The sequence below is a fragment of the Bifidobacterium sp. wkB338 genome (assembly GCF_003688325.1).
In the GTDB taxonomy this organism is placed as follows: domain Bacteria; phylum Actinomycetota; class Actinomycetes; order Actinomycetales; family Bifidobacteriaceae; genus Bombiscardovia; species Bombiscardovia polysaccharolytica.
Window position 1 is genome coordinate 75,950 of sequence record NZ_NPOR01000026.1, and the last position, 14,672, is coordinate 90,621.

Below are 14,672 nucleotides of genomic sequence, written 5' to 3' on the forward strand. Positions count from 1 at the left end.
CTCAGCCCTCCTCGCCCTTGGTGAACTGAGAGTTGTAGAGGGATGCATAGGCGCCGCCACGCTCCAGCAGCTGGTCATGGGTGCCCTGCTCAACCACCGAGCCGTGGTTGACCACCAGAATCAGGTCGGCGTCGCGGATGGTGGACAGCCTGTGCGCTATGACGAAGGAGGTCCTGCCCTTGCGCAGAGTGTTCATAGCCTGCTGGACCAGCAGCTCGGTCCTGGTGTCCACCGAGGATGTGGCCTCGTCCAGGATCAGGATGTCGGGGTCAGACAGGAAGGCCCGGCAGATGGTCATCAGCTGGCGTTCGCCCTGGCTTAGCTCGCTGCTGTCCTCATTGAGGACCGTATCGTAGCCCTGGGGCAGCTTGCGGATGAACTCGTCCACGTGTGTGGCCTTGGCCCCGTCGATCATGGTCTGCTCTGGGATGGTCTGTCCCTCGTCCAGCCCGTAGAGCAGGTTGTCGCGGACGGTCCCGTCAAAGAGCCAGGTGTCCTGCAGGACCATACCGAAGTGGCTGCGCAGGTCGTGACGGGTCACCCTGGAGGTGTCCACGCCGTCGATGGTGATGCGCCCGCCCTGGATCTCGTAGAAGCGCATGAGCAGGTTGACCAGGGTCGTCTTGCCCGCCCCGGTGGGCCCGACGATGGCTATGGTCTGTCCGGGTCTGGCCTCAATGGAAAGGTCTTTAATCAGCGGTTCGGCCGGATCATAGGAGAAGCGGACATGGTCGAAGCGGACATGGCCCTCGACCTTGCCTCCGGTCTCCTGGCCCAGATGGTCGGGATGCTCGATGTCCGGCACCTCCTCGGCCTCGTCCAGAAAGTCGAAGACCCTGCGGCAGGAGGCAAGGGAGGACTGGAGCATGGTGCCCATGGAGGCCAGCTGACCGATAGGTTGTGAGGCCTGACGGGTGTACTGGGTGAAGGCCTGCAGACCGCCCAGACTCATGCTGCCGTTGAGCACGTGCACGCCGCCGATGATGACTACAATCACGAAGCTCAGGTTGCCGAAGAAGGTAGACATGGGCGTGACCAGAGCCGAGAAGAAGGAGGCCTTGAAGCTGGCCTGATAGAGCTCCTGGTTGCGCTCCTCGAACTCCTCTTCAGCCTTACGCTGATGGCCGAAGGCCCGAACCACCATGTGACCGGAGAACATCTCCTCCACGTGGCTGTTGACCTGGCCGGTGCGGATCCACTGCCGGGTGAACTGGGGCTGGGTCTTCTTGAGGATGAAGCCCGCGCACAGGGCCATGACCGGGATGATGATGAAGGCGATCAGTGTCAGCAGGGGCGAGATGGTCAGCATCATGATGAAGGCGCCGATGATGGAAAAGACCGAGAAGATCAGCTCGCCCAGAATCTGCTGCAGAGTTCCCGAGATGTTGTCGATGTCGTTGGTGGTCCGGCTCATGACCTCGCCGCGCGGGGTCCGATCGAAGTACTGCAGGGGCAGCCGGTCCAGCTTGTCCTCAATCTGTCTGCGCATGGTATAGACCGCGTCTGAGACCAGCCGGGTCATCAGGAAGTTCTGCACCAGCCTGACCAGGATGGAGACCAGGTAGATGCCGATGACGAACATTAGGATAGTGCCGAAGCGCCCCCAGTCGATCCCCACGCCCACCTGGACGTTCATGGAGTCGATCATCCGGGCGAACTTGTCCTGACCGCGAGACTGCAGATAGGTGACCACAGCCTGCTTGGGAGTGCCGGGCTTGGCGCCCATCTTGACCAGCATGGACCCCAATAGCCCCTCGAAGAGGACGTTGGTGGCCTCGCCCATTACCTTGGGACCGATGACAATCATGGCCACGGCGGTCATGCCGGCAAGGACCATGACGATGACCCTCCAGGGGCTGGCCAACAGATAATGGACCAGCCGGCCCACGGTGTGACGGCGACCACCCACGGCCTGCGAGCCTGTATTTACGCTCAAGTCCTTTGCCATCTACTCGGCCCTCCCCTCGTCAATGCTGAGCTCTTCCACGTCGGGACCCTGACCGCCCTGGGATTGGACGATCTCCTGGTAGGTTGGGCAGTCCTTCATGAGCTGGTCGTGGGTGCCCCGGCCGACGATGCGTCCACGGTCCAGGACCAGAATCTGGTCGGCCTCGCGGATGGAAGCCGCCCGCTGGGCCACGACGATCTGGGTGGCCTCTCGGGTGACCGGCACCAGGGCCTCGTGCAGGGCCCGGTCGGTGGTCATGTCCAGTGCGGAGAAGGAGTCGTCGAAGGTGTAGATGCGGGGATTGCGCAGGATGGCCCTGGCCATGCAAAGACGCTGCTTCTGCCCGCCAGAGAAGTTGGTACCACCCTCGGCCACACGGGCATCCAGGCCCTCGGGGATCTCACGCACAAAGTCCTCGGCCTGGGCGATGCGCAAGGCTTCCCAAATGCGGTCGTCGTCGGCGTCGGGGTCCCCATAGTGCATGTTGTCGCGGATGGTCCCGGTGAAGAGAGTGGCTTTTTGCGGGACTGGCCCGAATATCAGGGCCAGCTGGTCGGGGTCGTACTCACGCACGTCGTGCCCGTCCACCAGGACCTGGCCATCGGTGACGTCGAACATGCGGTTGGAAAGTCTGATGATGGTGGACTTGCCGGATCCCGTGGCCCCGATAATTGCCGTGGTTGTCCCCGGCCGTGCGGTGAAGGAGATGTCCGAAAGGACCGGGTCCTGGGCGCCCGGGTAGCTGAAGTCCACGTGCTTGAACTCCAGCAGTCCCTGGGGGTGCTCGTTGCGGTAGGGATGCTCGGGTGCTGCAATCTCGCTGGTGGCCTCCAGGACCTCATTGATCCTTCGGGCGGCCACAGCGGCCCTGGGCAGCATGACTGACATCATGGCGGCCATCATCAGGCCTGACAGGATGATCATCAGGTACTGGATGAAGGCCTGCAGGGCGCCGATCTGCATGGCCCCGGAGTCGATGCGGCGGCCGCCGAACCACATGATGGCCACATTGGACATGTTCAGCAGGAACCACATGAGCGGCACCATCATGCTCATCAGCCGGCCGGTGGAGATCAGAACACCATAGACGTCGCGGTTCGCTTTGTCGAAACGTGCCGCCTCGGTCTTCTCACGGACGAAGGCGCGGATGACCCGCACGCCTGAGATCTGCTCACGGACCAGACGGTTGACGGAATCCAGCATGTTCTGCAAGCGGGTGAACAGGGGTCCCATCCTGCCCATGAGTACCAGGGCCACCAAGAGGATAAGGGGGACGATGACCGCCAACGACCAGGTCAGGGGGCCGTCTTGGCGCAAGGCCAAAACCAGACCGCCGATCAGCATGACCGGGGCCTGCAGGATGATCATCAGGGTCTGCATGGTAGTCATTTGCATCTGCTGAACGTCATTGGTGGTGCGTGTGATCAGGGATCCCGCCGAGAAGCGCTCGATCTCGTTGAGGCTGAAGCCCTCCACCGAGGCAAACAGGTCCCTGCGCAGCTCGTAGCCCATCCTCATGGACAGACGGGTGGCGCAGTAGACGGCGACCACATTGGCCACAATCTGAATGGCGGTGATCCCCATCATCTCCCAGCCAATCCTGTAGATGGCATCCTGGTCGCCTACGGCAACGCCCTTGTCGATGATGTCCGCCTGCAGGTTGGGCAGATAAAGGTTCAAGGCCGTCTGCGCCACCTGGAAGAGCACCAGAACGGCCACCTGGAGCCAGTAAGGCCGCAGGTAGCGGGTCCATATCTTGATCACGTCAACATCCTTCACGCATACAGGTCTGCCGCGGTCCCTGGGCAGACAAACCACCACAGTCTATACCCGCGCCTCGGTGAACGAATTTGCTATTCCTTGAGCTGATACGGGCATGTCAGAACTTCGGCGGCAAGTGGTCTTCAGACGGCGAAGGCACCCCAACGTCCGTCGCGGTGGACCACGGTCAGGTCCAGACCGAAGAGCTCGCTCAGGCGTGGACCGGTCAGTCCACCCTCCAGGGGCCCCTGGTAGACGATGGTGCCAGGATCCGGATCGCCTGTGTCTGCAGTGTCCACAGGACGTCGTCCCATCATGGCTATCCGATCGAAGCCCAGAGGAATCTCCTCAAGCCGGTGGGTGACCAGGATGACCGTCCTGTCCCTGTCCTCCCTGCCTATGTCGCTCAAGGCCCTGAGCACCAGCTCACGGCCACCCAGGTCCAGTCCTGTGGTCGGCTCGTCCAGAATGAGCAGGTCGGGATTGGCCATCAGCGCCCGGCATATCAGCACCCGGCCGCGCTCACCCTCGGAGAGCCGGTACATGCGCTTGCCCTTGAGGTAGGCGATGCCGAACCGATCCATCAAGGCCAGGGTGGCCTCCTCCTGCTCGGCCGTGAAGGTCTCCCTCCAGCGGCCGGTAGTGTCGCTGAAGGCGGTCAGCACCACGTCGTAGGGATCCTCCTGGGGGCTGATGGTCTTGGCCAGGCCAGCCGAGGCCAGACCAATCCGATGCCGGTAGGAGAAGACGTTCACCTTGCCCAGCCGGTTGCCCAGGATCTCTACGCTGCCGGTGCTGGGGAAGCCTCTGGTGCTCATCATGGCCACCAGGGTGGATTTGCCCACGCCGTTGGGTCCGAAGAGTACCCACTTCTGCCCGCGGCCCACCTCAAGATTGACATCATCAAGAATGACCCGGCCCTGACGGCGGAATCCCACATGCTGCATGAGCACAGCCTGCTTTTCTGCCACGCTTTCGGTCATGGTCACAGGGCCGTTCCGTAGGAGTCCAGTCGGGGATTGTCCCGGTTGCCTCCCACCAGGAAGAGCCCCAGCACGCCCAGGCAGAAGACCGCCGCGATGGCGATGGTGGCCCAGATTGGAACGTGGGGCAGCCACATGCAGACCAGGAAGGCCAAGCCGGAGCAAATGATCAGGGCCCAGACCAGGATTCGCAGCCACTGACGCACACCACTAGGAGCCTTCAACAGACGGGGGTTGCGATTGTTGGGGTCCACGGAGTCTTTCTGCACCAGGTCATCTGTGTGCCCGGTGGGCTTCCACTCGGCGTCCTGGCCAGCCTCCAGCCGACGGGAACGCTCCTGCAAGGCCCGTTCGTCCATCACTCCGGCCCTGCCTTTGGCCGCCATCCTCCGGTCGTCGCTGCCGCCACGGCGGCTCCGCTTGGCCTGCGCCCTACGTTCAGCGCGGTTGGTCATATCCCACTGCCTCCATCCCTTCGATCGGCACCATACCTTTTCATATTAGCGTGGGTACCGGTCGGCCGCAGGCAGAGTCATGGCGCGCTCATCGGCTCGAATAGGAGCAGGCAGTTCTGTGGCGCCGGTCAGATACCGGTCCACTGCCGCCGCGCAGGAACGACCCTCGGCCAGCGCCCAGACCACCAGGGACTGGCCGCGTCCGGCATCACCGCACACAAAAATCCCGTCACGGTCGGTGGCATAGTCGGCATCACGGGCCACGTTGCCGCGAGGGTCCAGCCCTACGCCGGTCTGTCCTGTTAGGGTGACCGTCTCCGGATGGGCAAAGCCAATGCTGATCAGCACCAGGTCTGCAGGCAGGACTCGCTCGGTGTCGGGATGGGGGATGATCCGGTCCTGGTCGTCACGACTGACATCCACCACGCGAACGCCTCGCACTCGTCCCTCATCGTCCCTGTCGAAGCCGGTGGGGGCGCTGGTCTGATCCAGGTTGATTCGGTCATCAGCCCCGGCACCTAGGTATTCCAGGCTGTCCACCGCGTATTCGTAGTGGCCGCCCTCCTCCATGGAGGAGGTGGGATTGTAAAGCCTGGCGTAAGTTGGCCAGGGCCGGTTATCAGGCCTGGATGAGGGTTCCCGAGGCCGGATCTGCAGGACGGTAACCGACTTGGCGCCCTCTCGAAGAGCCGTGCCCAAACAGTCCGACCCGGTGTCGCCGCCGCCGATGATGACGACGTTCTTGTCGGATGCATCGATGTCGTTGATGGGCTCGCGGCCCATGAGTTTACGGGTGGGGTCAGGCAGAAAGTCCATGGCGTAGTGGATACCCTTCAGCTCCCGTCCGGGCAGGTCCACACGCCGGGGTTCGGTGGAACCGATGGCCACCACCAGGGCATCGTATCGGGCACGCAGCTGGTCCCAACCCAGTTCTCGGCCGATTTCAACGCCAGTGCGGAATCGGGTCCCCTCGGCCTCCATCTGCTCCAACCGGCGATCCAGCAGGGACTTCTCCAGCTTGAAGGCGGGAATGCCGTAACGCAAGAGGCCACCTATGGCATCGGCGCGCTCATAGACAACTACCGTGTGTCCGGCCCTGGTCAACTGCTGGGCGCAGGCCAACCCTGCTGGACCCGACCCGACCACAGCCACAGTCATGTCGGTCAACCGCTGCGGAGGCCGGGGCTTCACCAAGCCTAGGGACCAGGCCTGGTCGATGATGGTCTGCTCGTCAAGCTTGATGGTGGTGGCCGGTTGGTGGATCGAGAGCACGCAGGAGGACTCGCAGGGAGCCGGACAGATTCGTCCGGTGAACTCCGGGAAGTTGTTGGTCAGGCTCAACCGCTCGTAGGCCTCCTCCCAGCGGCCCCGGGACAGCAGGTCGTTGAACTCGGGGATCAGGTTGCCCAGAGGGCAGCCGGTCATGCAGAAGGGGGTGCCGCAGTCCATGCAGCGGGCGGCCTGCTCGGCGGTCCAGGGCCCGGGGCCGGTGGACTGGTGTACATCCCGCCAGTCCTTCAGACGTTCAGCGACCGGGCGCTCGGCCAGTTCGTGCCGGGTACGTACCTTGAGAAATCCCTTGGGGTCGACCATATTAGTGCGCTCCTTCCATGACCTGGGCGTAGGTGGCATCCCAGACGCCGGGCTCGTTGAAGTCCACCTGCTCACGTTCGGCCTCTTCCATGGCCTGCTTCATGGCCAAATAACGACGGGGTACCAGATGGGTGAACCGGGCCAGCGCGCTTGGCCAGTCCGCAAGCAGGGCGGCTGCAGCCTTTGAGCCAGTCAGCCGGACATGCTCCGCTATCAGTTCCTTGAGCATGGCCGCCTGGTCCTGGTCGGGCTCCAGGGCCAGCAGGGAGCCGTCATTCCAGGCTTCAGGATTGAGCCGAGAGGTATCCATATCCAGCAGGTAGACATCCCCTCCTGAGAAGCCAGCGCCGAAGTTGCGTCCAGTGGAACCCAGAACCACCACCAGGCCACCGGTCATGTACTCGCAACCGTGGTCGCCCAGGCCCTCGACCACGAAGCGGCCGCCACCGTTGCGCACGGCAAAGCGCTCACCGGCCCGTCCAGCCACGAACATATCGCCTGAGGTGGCACCGAATCCTGCCACGTTGCCGCAGATGACGGTCTCGTGAGGATCGAAGCGAACTCCCTGGGCAGCGTGGAGGACCAGACGGCCGCCGGACAGACCCTTGCCTGCATAGTCGTTGGCCTCACCGATCACCCGAATGGTCTCGCCCCTAGGAATGAAGGCGCCCAGGGATTGTCCGGCAGAACCTGTCAGCGTGATGTCCACGGTGTTCGGGGGCAGGCCGGCCGCACCGTATTTGCGGGTGATCCTGTAGCCCAGCATCGTACCTACGCTCCGGTTGACGTTGCGCACGGTTCCCTTGATGGCCACCGGTCGACCCTCGTCCAAGGCTTCGACGGCCTGATTGATCAGGTCCACATCCAGTGACTTATCCAACTCGTGGTCTTGGGCCTGAGTGTGGTGCAGCACAGTGCCCGGAGTGGGGCCCGGCTTGCGCAGAATGGCATCCAGGTCGATGCCCTTGCTCTTCCAGGTCTGCACGGAAGGGTCCCGGCGCAGACACTCCACGTGACCGACCGCCTCCTCCAGACTGGCGAAGCCCAAGGAGGCCAGAATTTCCCGTACCTGGCGAGCCATGAACATGAAGAAGTTGATCAGATCCTCGGGCCGACCGGTGAAGCGGGAGCGCAGCTCAGGATCCTGGGTGGCTATGCCCTGGGGGCAGGTGTTCTTGTGGCAGGCCCGCATCATGACGCAGCCCTCCACCTGGAGCGCCGTGGTGGCGAAACCGAACTCCTCGGCCCCCAGCAGAGCGGCTATGACAACGTCGCGGCCAGTTTTGAGCTCCCCGTCGCACTGGACCACAATCCGCGAGCGCAGGTCGTTCATGACCAGGGTCTGCTGGGTCTCGGCCAGGCCCAGCTCCCAGGGGGTGCCCGCGTGCTTGATGGCATTGAGGGGCGCCGCTCCCGTTCCACCGTCCTGGCCGGAGATGAGGACCACGTCGGCATGGCATTTGGCCACGCCTGCGGCCACGGTTCCCACCCCGTGCTCGGAGACCAGCTTGACGTGGATGCGAGCCCGCGGGTTGGCCATCTTCAGGTCATGGATGAGCTGCTTGAGATCCTCGATGGAATAGATGTCATGGTGGGGCGGAGGGGAGATGAGCTCGACCCCAGGTGTGGAGCGCCTGACCTGAGCGATCCAGGGTGGAACCTTGGCGCCGGGAAGGTGGCCGCCCTCCCCCGGCTTGGCTCCCTGGGCCAGCTTGATCTGCAGGTCGGTGGCCGAAACCAGATAGTCGCTGGTGACCCCGAATCGGGCCGAGGCCACCTGCTTGATGCGGCTGGTCCGGGCCGGGTCTGCGATTCGATCCGGGGACTCGCCGCCTTCGCCCGAGTTGGACCTGGCCCCGAGCCGATTCATGGCCACTGCCATGGTCTCATGGGCTTCTTGGGAAATGGACCCGTAGCTCATAGCTCCAGTAGAGAAGCGGGTAACGATGGACTCGGCGGCCTCCACCTGGTCCAACGGTATGGGCGCCCTGTCGGAGTGCAGTTCCATGAGGCCGCGCAGGGTCATGCCCTGCTTGGCCGCCGCGTTCACATGGTCGGTGTAGGCCCTGAAGAGCCCGTAGTCCCCTCGTTTGGTGGACTGCTGGAGCAGGAAGATGGACTCTGGGTCGTTCAGGTGGTCCTCGCCGGTGCGGCGCCAGTGGTAGTTGCCGCCTGTTTCCAGATCATGCCCGGAGCCAGCGGTCCACTCAATGGGATAGGCCACCCGATGGCGCTGGGCCACCTCGGCGGCGATCTCATCCAGGCCTATGCCGCCCACCAGGGAGGTAGTGCCCGTGAACCAGCGGTCGATGACCTCCCGACTGAGTCCGACGGCCTCGAAGAGCTGGGAGCCGCGGTAGGACATGATGGTGCTCACGCCCATCTTGCTCATGATTTTGAGGACCCCGGTGCTCAAAGCCCGGACCAGGTTGTCGGAGGCCTTTTTGGCATCCACGTGCAAGTCCCCGCTGTTGGCCAGATTCTCCACAGACTCCAGTGCCAGGTAGGGATTGACGCAGGCTGCGCCATAGGCAATCAGCAGGGCCACGTGGTGGACCTCGCGCACGTCGCCGGCCTCCACCGCCAGGGAGACCTGGGTGCGCGTGTGCTGACGAAGCAGATGGTGCTGTACGGCCCCGGTCAGCAGCAGGGAGGGTATGGGTCCCCAAATGTGGTTGGAGTCCCGGTCGGACAGGACAAGCACATTGCAGCCCTCCTCGATGGCCTGATCCACCTCCCTTTCGATGGCTTCCAGACGCTCCTCAAGCGCCTTGCCGCCTCCGGCCACCTGATAGAGGCCGCGGATCAGACGGGGGCGGAAGCGGCCTTCCAGGACCGGTGCCCGGTCCAGACGCTTGATCTGCGCCATCTGGACGGAGTTCACCACTGGCAGGTCGATGTGAATCTTCCAAGCGTGCTCGGGGGTGTCCTCCAAAAGATTGGGCTCGGGCCCGATGGCCGAGGCGATGCTGGTCACCAGCTCCTCACGCTCCCAGTCCAGGGGCGGATTGGTGACCTGGGCGAACTTCTGGGTGAAGTAGTCGAAGAGCATGCGGGACCGGCGTGAGAGCACGGCGATGGGCGCGTCATTGCCCATTGAGCCGATGGGCTCACTGCCGGTTTCGGCCATGGGACCCAACAGCATGGTCAGGTCCTCCCGGGTGTAGCCGAAGGCCTGCTGCCGACGGTGGACCGAGATGCGCGAGTAATTGACATGCTCACGCTCGGGCAGATCGTCCAGGCGGACGGTGCGCTCGGAAACCCACTTCCTGTAGGGGTGCAGACCGGCCAGCTGGCGCTTGATCTCGCTGTCGGGCACTATCCGGCCCTCTTTGGTGTCGGCCAGGAACATGCGCCCCGGCTCCAGCCTGCCCTTGGAGACGATGGACTCCTGGGGCGTGTCCTCTAGGACACCGGCCTCCGAGGCCAGGACCAGGTGGCCGTCATCGGTCAGCTGCCAGCGGCCAGGGCGCAGGCCATTGCGGTCCAACTGGGCACCCACCAGGGTTCCGTCGGTGAATACGATGGCCGCCGGGCCGTCCCAGGGCTCGATCAGGGTGTCGTTGTACTCGTAGAAGGCTTTCAGATCCGGATCCATGTCCGGATCCTGCTGCCAGGCCGGAGGCATCATCATGGAGACGGCGTGGGGCAAGGACCGACCCGACAGGTGGAGTAGCTCCAGGGTCTCGTCGAAGGTGCCCGAGTCCGAGGCTCCCGGGGTGTTGACCGGCAGCAGCGGGGCCATGTCGCCCAGCAGCTCCGAGCTCAGCATTCCTTCCCGGGCTGACATCCAGTTGCGGTTGCCCTGAATGGTGTTGATCTCCCCGTTGTGGGCGATCATCCTGAAGGGCTGGGCCAAGGGCCAGGATGGGAAGGTGTTGGTTGAGAAGCGGGAATGGACGATGGCCAGGCGGGCCTTCATGGCCGGATCACTCAGGTCCGGGAAGAATCCCTGCAGCTGCTTGGTGGTCAGCATGCCCTTGTAGGTGATGGTTCGACAGGACAGGGATGCGAAGTAGACGCCCAGCTCGTGCTCCGCCCGCTTACGAACCCGGTAGCCCAGCCGCTCCAGATCCAGATCTCCACGGCCCTCAGGACCGGCGTCACACATGATGGGCATGAGGAAGCGGGGCATGGAGGCCAGAGCCTGCAGACCCAATCCGTCCGGATCGGTGGGTACTGACCGCCAGGCCAGAACGCGCAGCCCCTCCTGGCCGGCAATGGAGGCGATGGCCTCCTCCTGACCGGCAGCCTGAGCCGGGTCCCTATCCAAGAAGGCCATGCCCGCCAGATAGTGGCCAGCTTCGGGCAGATTCCGGTAGACCCGGGTGCGCATGAACTCGTCGGGCATAGAGAGCATGATGCCGGCCCCATCGCCGGTGTTGGGCTCGGCTCCCACGGCTCCTCGGTGGTCCAGGTTAATCAAGACGCGGATGCCCTGCTCGACGATCAGTCTTTCGTCCCGTCGGTTGAGGGTGGCAACCATGCCGAAACCGCAGGCATCGTGTTCCGTATCAGGGTCATAGAGCCCTTGGGGGCCGCGGACATGCAAATCGAGAGGGGCCGTGAATGACACCGCAATCACCTCGTTCGTGGACGGGGGCGGGGCCGGCATGCTCCGCCCTTGAGGAGCCTTGTCAATGGTGAATCAACAGAATAATGCATCCACAGGTGACATCCGTGTAACGTTCCGCAGTGTCTAACGAATTCCTACCGCCTCTAGAACCTGATCGATGACTAGATCGTTGAGCAGGCGGCCCCGGCGGGTCACCTGAATTCTGTCAGGCACGGGCAGCAGGAGGCCCTGATCGACCAGATCCTTGAGGATCTTCGGATCGGCCGGACGACCGGCCAGCCTGGTCAGTCGATCCAGTCCCAGGCCTTCGGGCAGGCGCAGGGCCAGCATGACCGTCTCCTCCAGGTCCTGCCTCCAGCCCAGAAGCTCGGCATCCTGCCAGGGCACATGTCCTGCATCCATGGCGGCCGCCCAGTCCCTTGGGTGGGCGATGTCCCAGGAGCGGATGGCCCGTGCACGCCGTTCCCCCAGACCGGGCTCCGGCGAAAGCCACCAGCGTACCCCGGGATCGGCCTCTTGAGCTGCTGCTTTTCCGGTGGCCCTGAACCCGGGCGAAACGGAGGAGACGGGCTCCGGTTCCCAGGCTTCTTCCATCGGTGCCATGCCTGTGCCCTCCCCTTCCAAAGCACGATAGTGGGAGTGGGCGCCAGGCCCGATGCCGGCCCAGTCTACGTTGTGCCAATAGCCTAGGTTGTGACGACTCTCCTGGCCGGGGCGGGCCCAGTTTGAGATCTCATACCAGTAGAGGCCCGCCTCGGAGAGCATGTCGTCGGCCATCTCGTACTTGGTCGCCTCGTCATCGTCATCGGGCGCGGGCAGTTGGCCCCGGCGCACTGCACGGCCCATCTTAGTGGTGGGCTCCAGGGTCAGGGCGTAGGCGGAGACATGCTCCACGCCCAGGTCCAGAGCCGCCTGCAGGCTGGTCCGCCAATCCTCAAGCCGCTCCCCCGGCGTCCCGTAGATCAGGTCCACACTAGCCCTGAGACCCAAGTCTTTAGCAGCGGCCACGTCAGTGGTCACATTGGCCGGGGTATGGGTACGATCCAGGGTTGCCAGGACGCTGGGCACCGCTGACTGCATGCCGAAAGAAACGCGATTGATGCCGCCCCGGAGTAACTGCTTCAGGTAGGTCCGATTCACAGTGTCGGGATTGGCCTCGGTGGTGATCTCGGCCCCGGAGGACAGGCCCCAGAGGTCGGCTACGGCCTCGACCATGCGCACCAGATCCTGGGCCGGCAGAATGGTCGGGGTACCTCCACCGAAGAAGATGGTGGACACGGGCGGCTCTATCAGCCCCCTAGAGGTCTGCCAGTCGCGAACCATGCGCATCTCCTGGATGGCCAGGTCGGCGTAATGCTCACGGCTGGCGCCACCGCCCAGGTCACAGGCCGTATAGGTGTTGAAGTCGCAGTAGCCGCAACGGCGCATGCAGAAGGGCACATGGATGTAGACCTGGTAGGATCCCACCCGTTCAGCCCTCCTTCTTAGCGGCGGCCCGGATTTTGTCCTTGGTGTCCCGATCCTGGGCCTGGCCCGTGCTCAGGGCGGCGATGAAGGCCTCTTGGGGCACCTCGACATGTCCCAGCATCTTCATGCGCTTCTTGCCGGCCTTCTGCTTCTCCAGCAGCTTGCGCTTGCGGGTGATGTCGCCCCCATAGCACTTTGCCAGCACATCCTTGCGCAAGGCGCTGATGGTCTCCCGGGCGATGATCCGGGACCCTATGGCCGCCTGTATCGGTATCTCGAACTGCTGGCGGGGAATCAGCTTGCGCAGCTTTTTGGTCATCATCACCCCATAGGCGTAGGCCTTGTCCTTGTGGACGATTGCCGAGAAGGCATCAATCTTCTCCCCCTGGATGAGGATGTCCACCTTGACCAGGTCGGCGGACTGGGTCCCGTCGGGCTGATAGTCAAGGCTAGCGTAGCCCTTGGTTCGACTCTTCAGCTGGTCGAAGAAGTCGAAGACGATCTCGGCCAAGGGTATCTTGTAGTGCATCTCGACGCGCTCGGGACTCAGGTACTCCATGGTCCCCATCTGCCCGCGATGGTCCTGGCAGAGCTCCATGACCGGTCCGATGAACTCCTTGGGGGTGATGATATCGGCGCTGACAACGGGTTCCAGAATCTGACGAACCTTGCCATCGGGGAACTCGCTTGGGTTGGTCACCGTGTGCTCGCTGCCGTCCTCCATGGTGACCTGATAAGTGACGTTGGGGGCCGTGGCGATCAGGTCCATGCCGAACTCCCTGCTCAGGCGCTCGGTGACAATCTCCATGTGCAGCAGCCCCAGGAAGCCACAGCGGAAGCCGAAGCCCAGGGCCACCGAGGTCTCCGGTTCATATACCAGAGCAGCATCGTTGAGCTTGAGCTTGTCCAGGGCGTCGCGCAACTCGGGGAACTGGGCGTTGTCGATGGGGAAAAGCCCGGAATAGACCATGGGCTGGGGGTCCTGATAGCCGGGCAGGGGCTCTTTGGCAGGATTTGCCTCGGTGGTGACCGTGTCGCCCACCTTGGACTGGCTGACGTCCTTGACGCCGGTGATGACGTAGCCGACCTCACCGGCGCCCAGGGCCTTGGTGGGGGTCATGTCGGGGCTGATGACACCCAACTCGATGGGGTCATGCACGGTCCCCCGGCCCATCATCCGAATCTTCTGGCGCTCCTTGAGTTCACCATCCACCATCCTGATATAGGTGACGATTCCCCGGTAGGAGTCATAGACCGAGTCGAAAATCAGAGCCCGGGCCGGGGCCTTGGGATCCCCCTTAGGGGCTGGCACTTGGTCCACGATCCGGTCCACCAGTTCGCGGATACCTTGGCCGGTCTTGCCCGACACCCGGAGCACCTCGTCCGTTGAGCAACCGATCAGGTTGGCAATCTCCTCGGCATGCTTGTCCGGCTCGGCCGAGGGTAGGTCGATTTTGTTGAGGACAGGGATAATGGTCAGATCATCCTCCAGGGCCATATACAGATTGGAGAGGGTCTGCGCCTCAATGCCCTGGGTGGCGTCCACCAGCAGTACCGCGCCCTCGCAGGCTTCCAGAGCCCGGGAGACCTCGTAGGTAAAGTCCACATGACCGGGGGTGTCAATCATTCCCAGGGTGTATTCGATGCCGTCCTTGACCCAGGGCAGGCGAACGGCCTGGGATTTGATGGTGATCCCGCGCTCCTGCTCGATGTCCATCCTGTCTAGGAACCGATCGTGCATCTCGCGCTTGGGCACGATTCCGCTCAGCTGCAGAATCCGGTCGGCCACCGTGGATTTTCCGTGATCGATGTGGGCGATGATGCAGAAGTTGCGGATCAGCGATTGGTCGGTGAATCCTGGTTGGTTCTTGGCTTCCTGCACCGGTCTG

Annotated in this window: 8 protein-coding genes; all 8 read right to left on the bottom strand. The window is 63.4% G+C overall.

The features are described 5' to 3' along the window. Window position 1 precedes the first annotated feature (1 nt). The 8 genes from CI603_RS06005 to lepA all read right to left on the bottom strand — a co-directional run bounded on the left by CI603_RS06005 (window position 2) and on the right by lepA (window position 14,665). Window positions 2-1,948 carry an ABC transporter ATP-binding protein gene (locus CI603_RS06005; RefSeq protein WP_121913426.1) on the bottom strand — a complete coding sequence of 649 codons (1,947 nt, stop codon included), beginning with the start codon at window positions 1,946-1,948 and terminating at the stop codon, window positions 2-4. Further along, a complete protein-coding gene (locus CI603_RS06010) occupies window positions 1,949-3,712 on the bottom strand; it encodes an ABC transporter ATP-binding protein (protein WP_121913427.1) in 1,764 nt (587 codons plus the stop codon). It abuts the gene before it with no gap. Window positions 3,713-3,852: 140 nt separating this feature from the next. Further along, on the bottom strand, window positions 3,853-4,692 hold the full coding sequence (locus CI603_RS06015) for an ABC transporter ATP-binding protein (RefSeq protein ID WP_121913472.1): 840 nt from the start codon (window positions 4,690-4,692) through the stop codon (window positions 3,853-3,855). A 2-nt stretch (window positions 4,693-4,694) separates the two neighbouring features. Continuing rightward, window positions 4,695-5,147 (bottom strand): DUF2975 domain-containing protein, encoded by a 453-nt coding sequence (locus tag CI603_RS06020; protein ID WP_232348597.1) that lies wholly within the window; start codon window positions 5,145-5,147, stop codon window positions 4,695-4,697. A gap of 45 nt (window positions 5,148-5,192) precedes the next feature. After that, window positions 5,193-6,740 (bottom strand): glutamate synthase subunit beta, encoded by a 1,548-nt coding sequence (locus tag CI603_RS06025; RefSeq protein WP_121913428.1) that lies wholly within the window; start codon window positions 6,738-6,740, stop codon window positions 5,193-5,195. A gap of 1 nt (window position 6,741) precedes the next feature. Then, complete coding sequence (gltB, locus tag CI603_RS06030) at window positions 6,742-11,316, bottom strand: glutamate synthase large subunit (RefSeq protein WP_183122267.1); 4,575 nt, start codon at window positions 11,314-11,316, stop codon at window positions 6,742-6,744. A 123-nt stretch (window positions 11,317-11,439) separates the two neighbouring features. Further along, on the bottom strand, window positions 11,440-12,783 hold the full coding sequence (hemW, locus tag CI603_RS06035; protein ID WP_121913430.1) for a radical SAM family heme chaperone HemW: 1,344 nt from the start codon (window positions 12,781-12,783) through the stop codon (window positions 11,440-11,442). A 4-nt stretch (window positions 12,784-12,787) separates the two neighbouring features. Next, window positions 12,788-14,665 carry a translation elongation factor 4 gene (gene lepA, locus CI603_RS06040; protein ID WP_121913431.1) on the bottom strand — a complete coding sequence of 626 codons (1,878 nt, stop codon included), beginning with the start codon at window positions 14,663-14,665 and terminating at the stop codon, window positions 12,788-12,790. Window positions 14,666-14,672 lie beyond the last annotated feature (7 nt).

Coding starts and splice junctions, on each gene's coding strand:
- CI603_RS06020 (WP_232348597.1), bottom strand. CDS start 5,147: ATGACCAACCGCGCTGAACGTAGGGCGCAGGCCAAGCGGAGCCGCCGT.
- CI603_RS06015 (WP_121913472.1), bottom strand. CDS start 4,692: ATGACCGAAAGCGTGGCAGAAAAGCAGGCTGTGCTCATGCAGCATGTG.
- CI603_RS06025 (WP_121913428.1), bottom strand. CDS start 6,740: ATGGTCGACCCCAAGGGATTTCTCAAGGTACGTACCCGGCACGAACTG.
- CI603_RS06005 (WP_121913426.1), bottom strand. CDS start 1,948: ATGGCAAAGGACTTGAGCGTAAATACAGGCTCGCAGGCCGTGGGTGGT.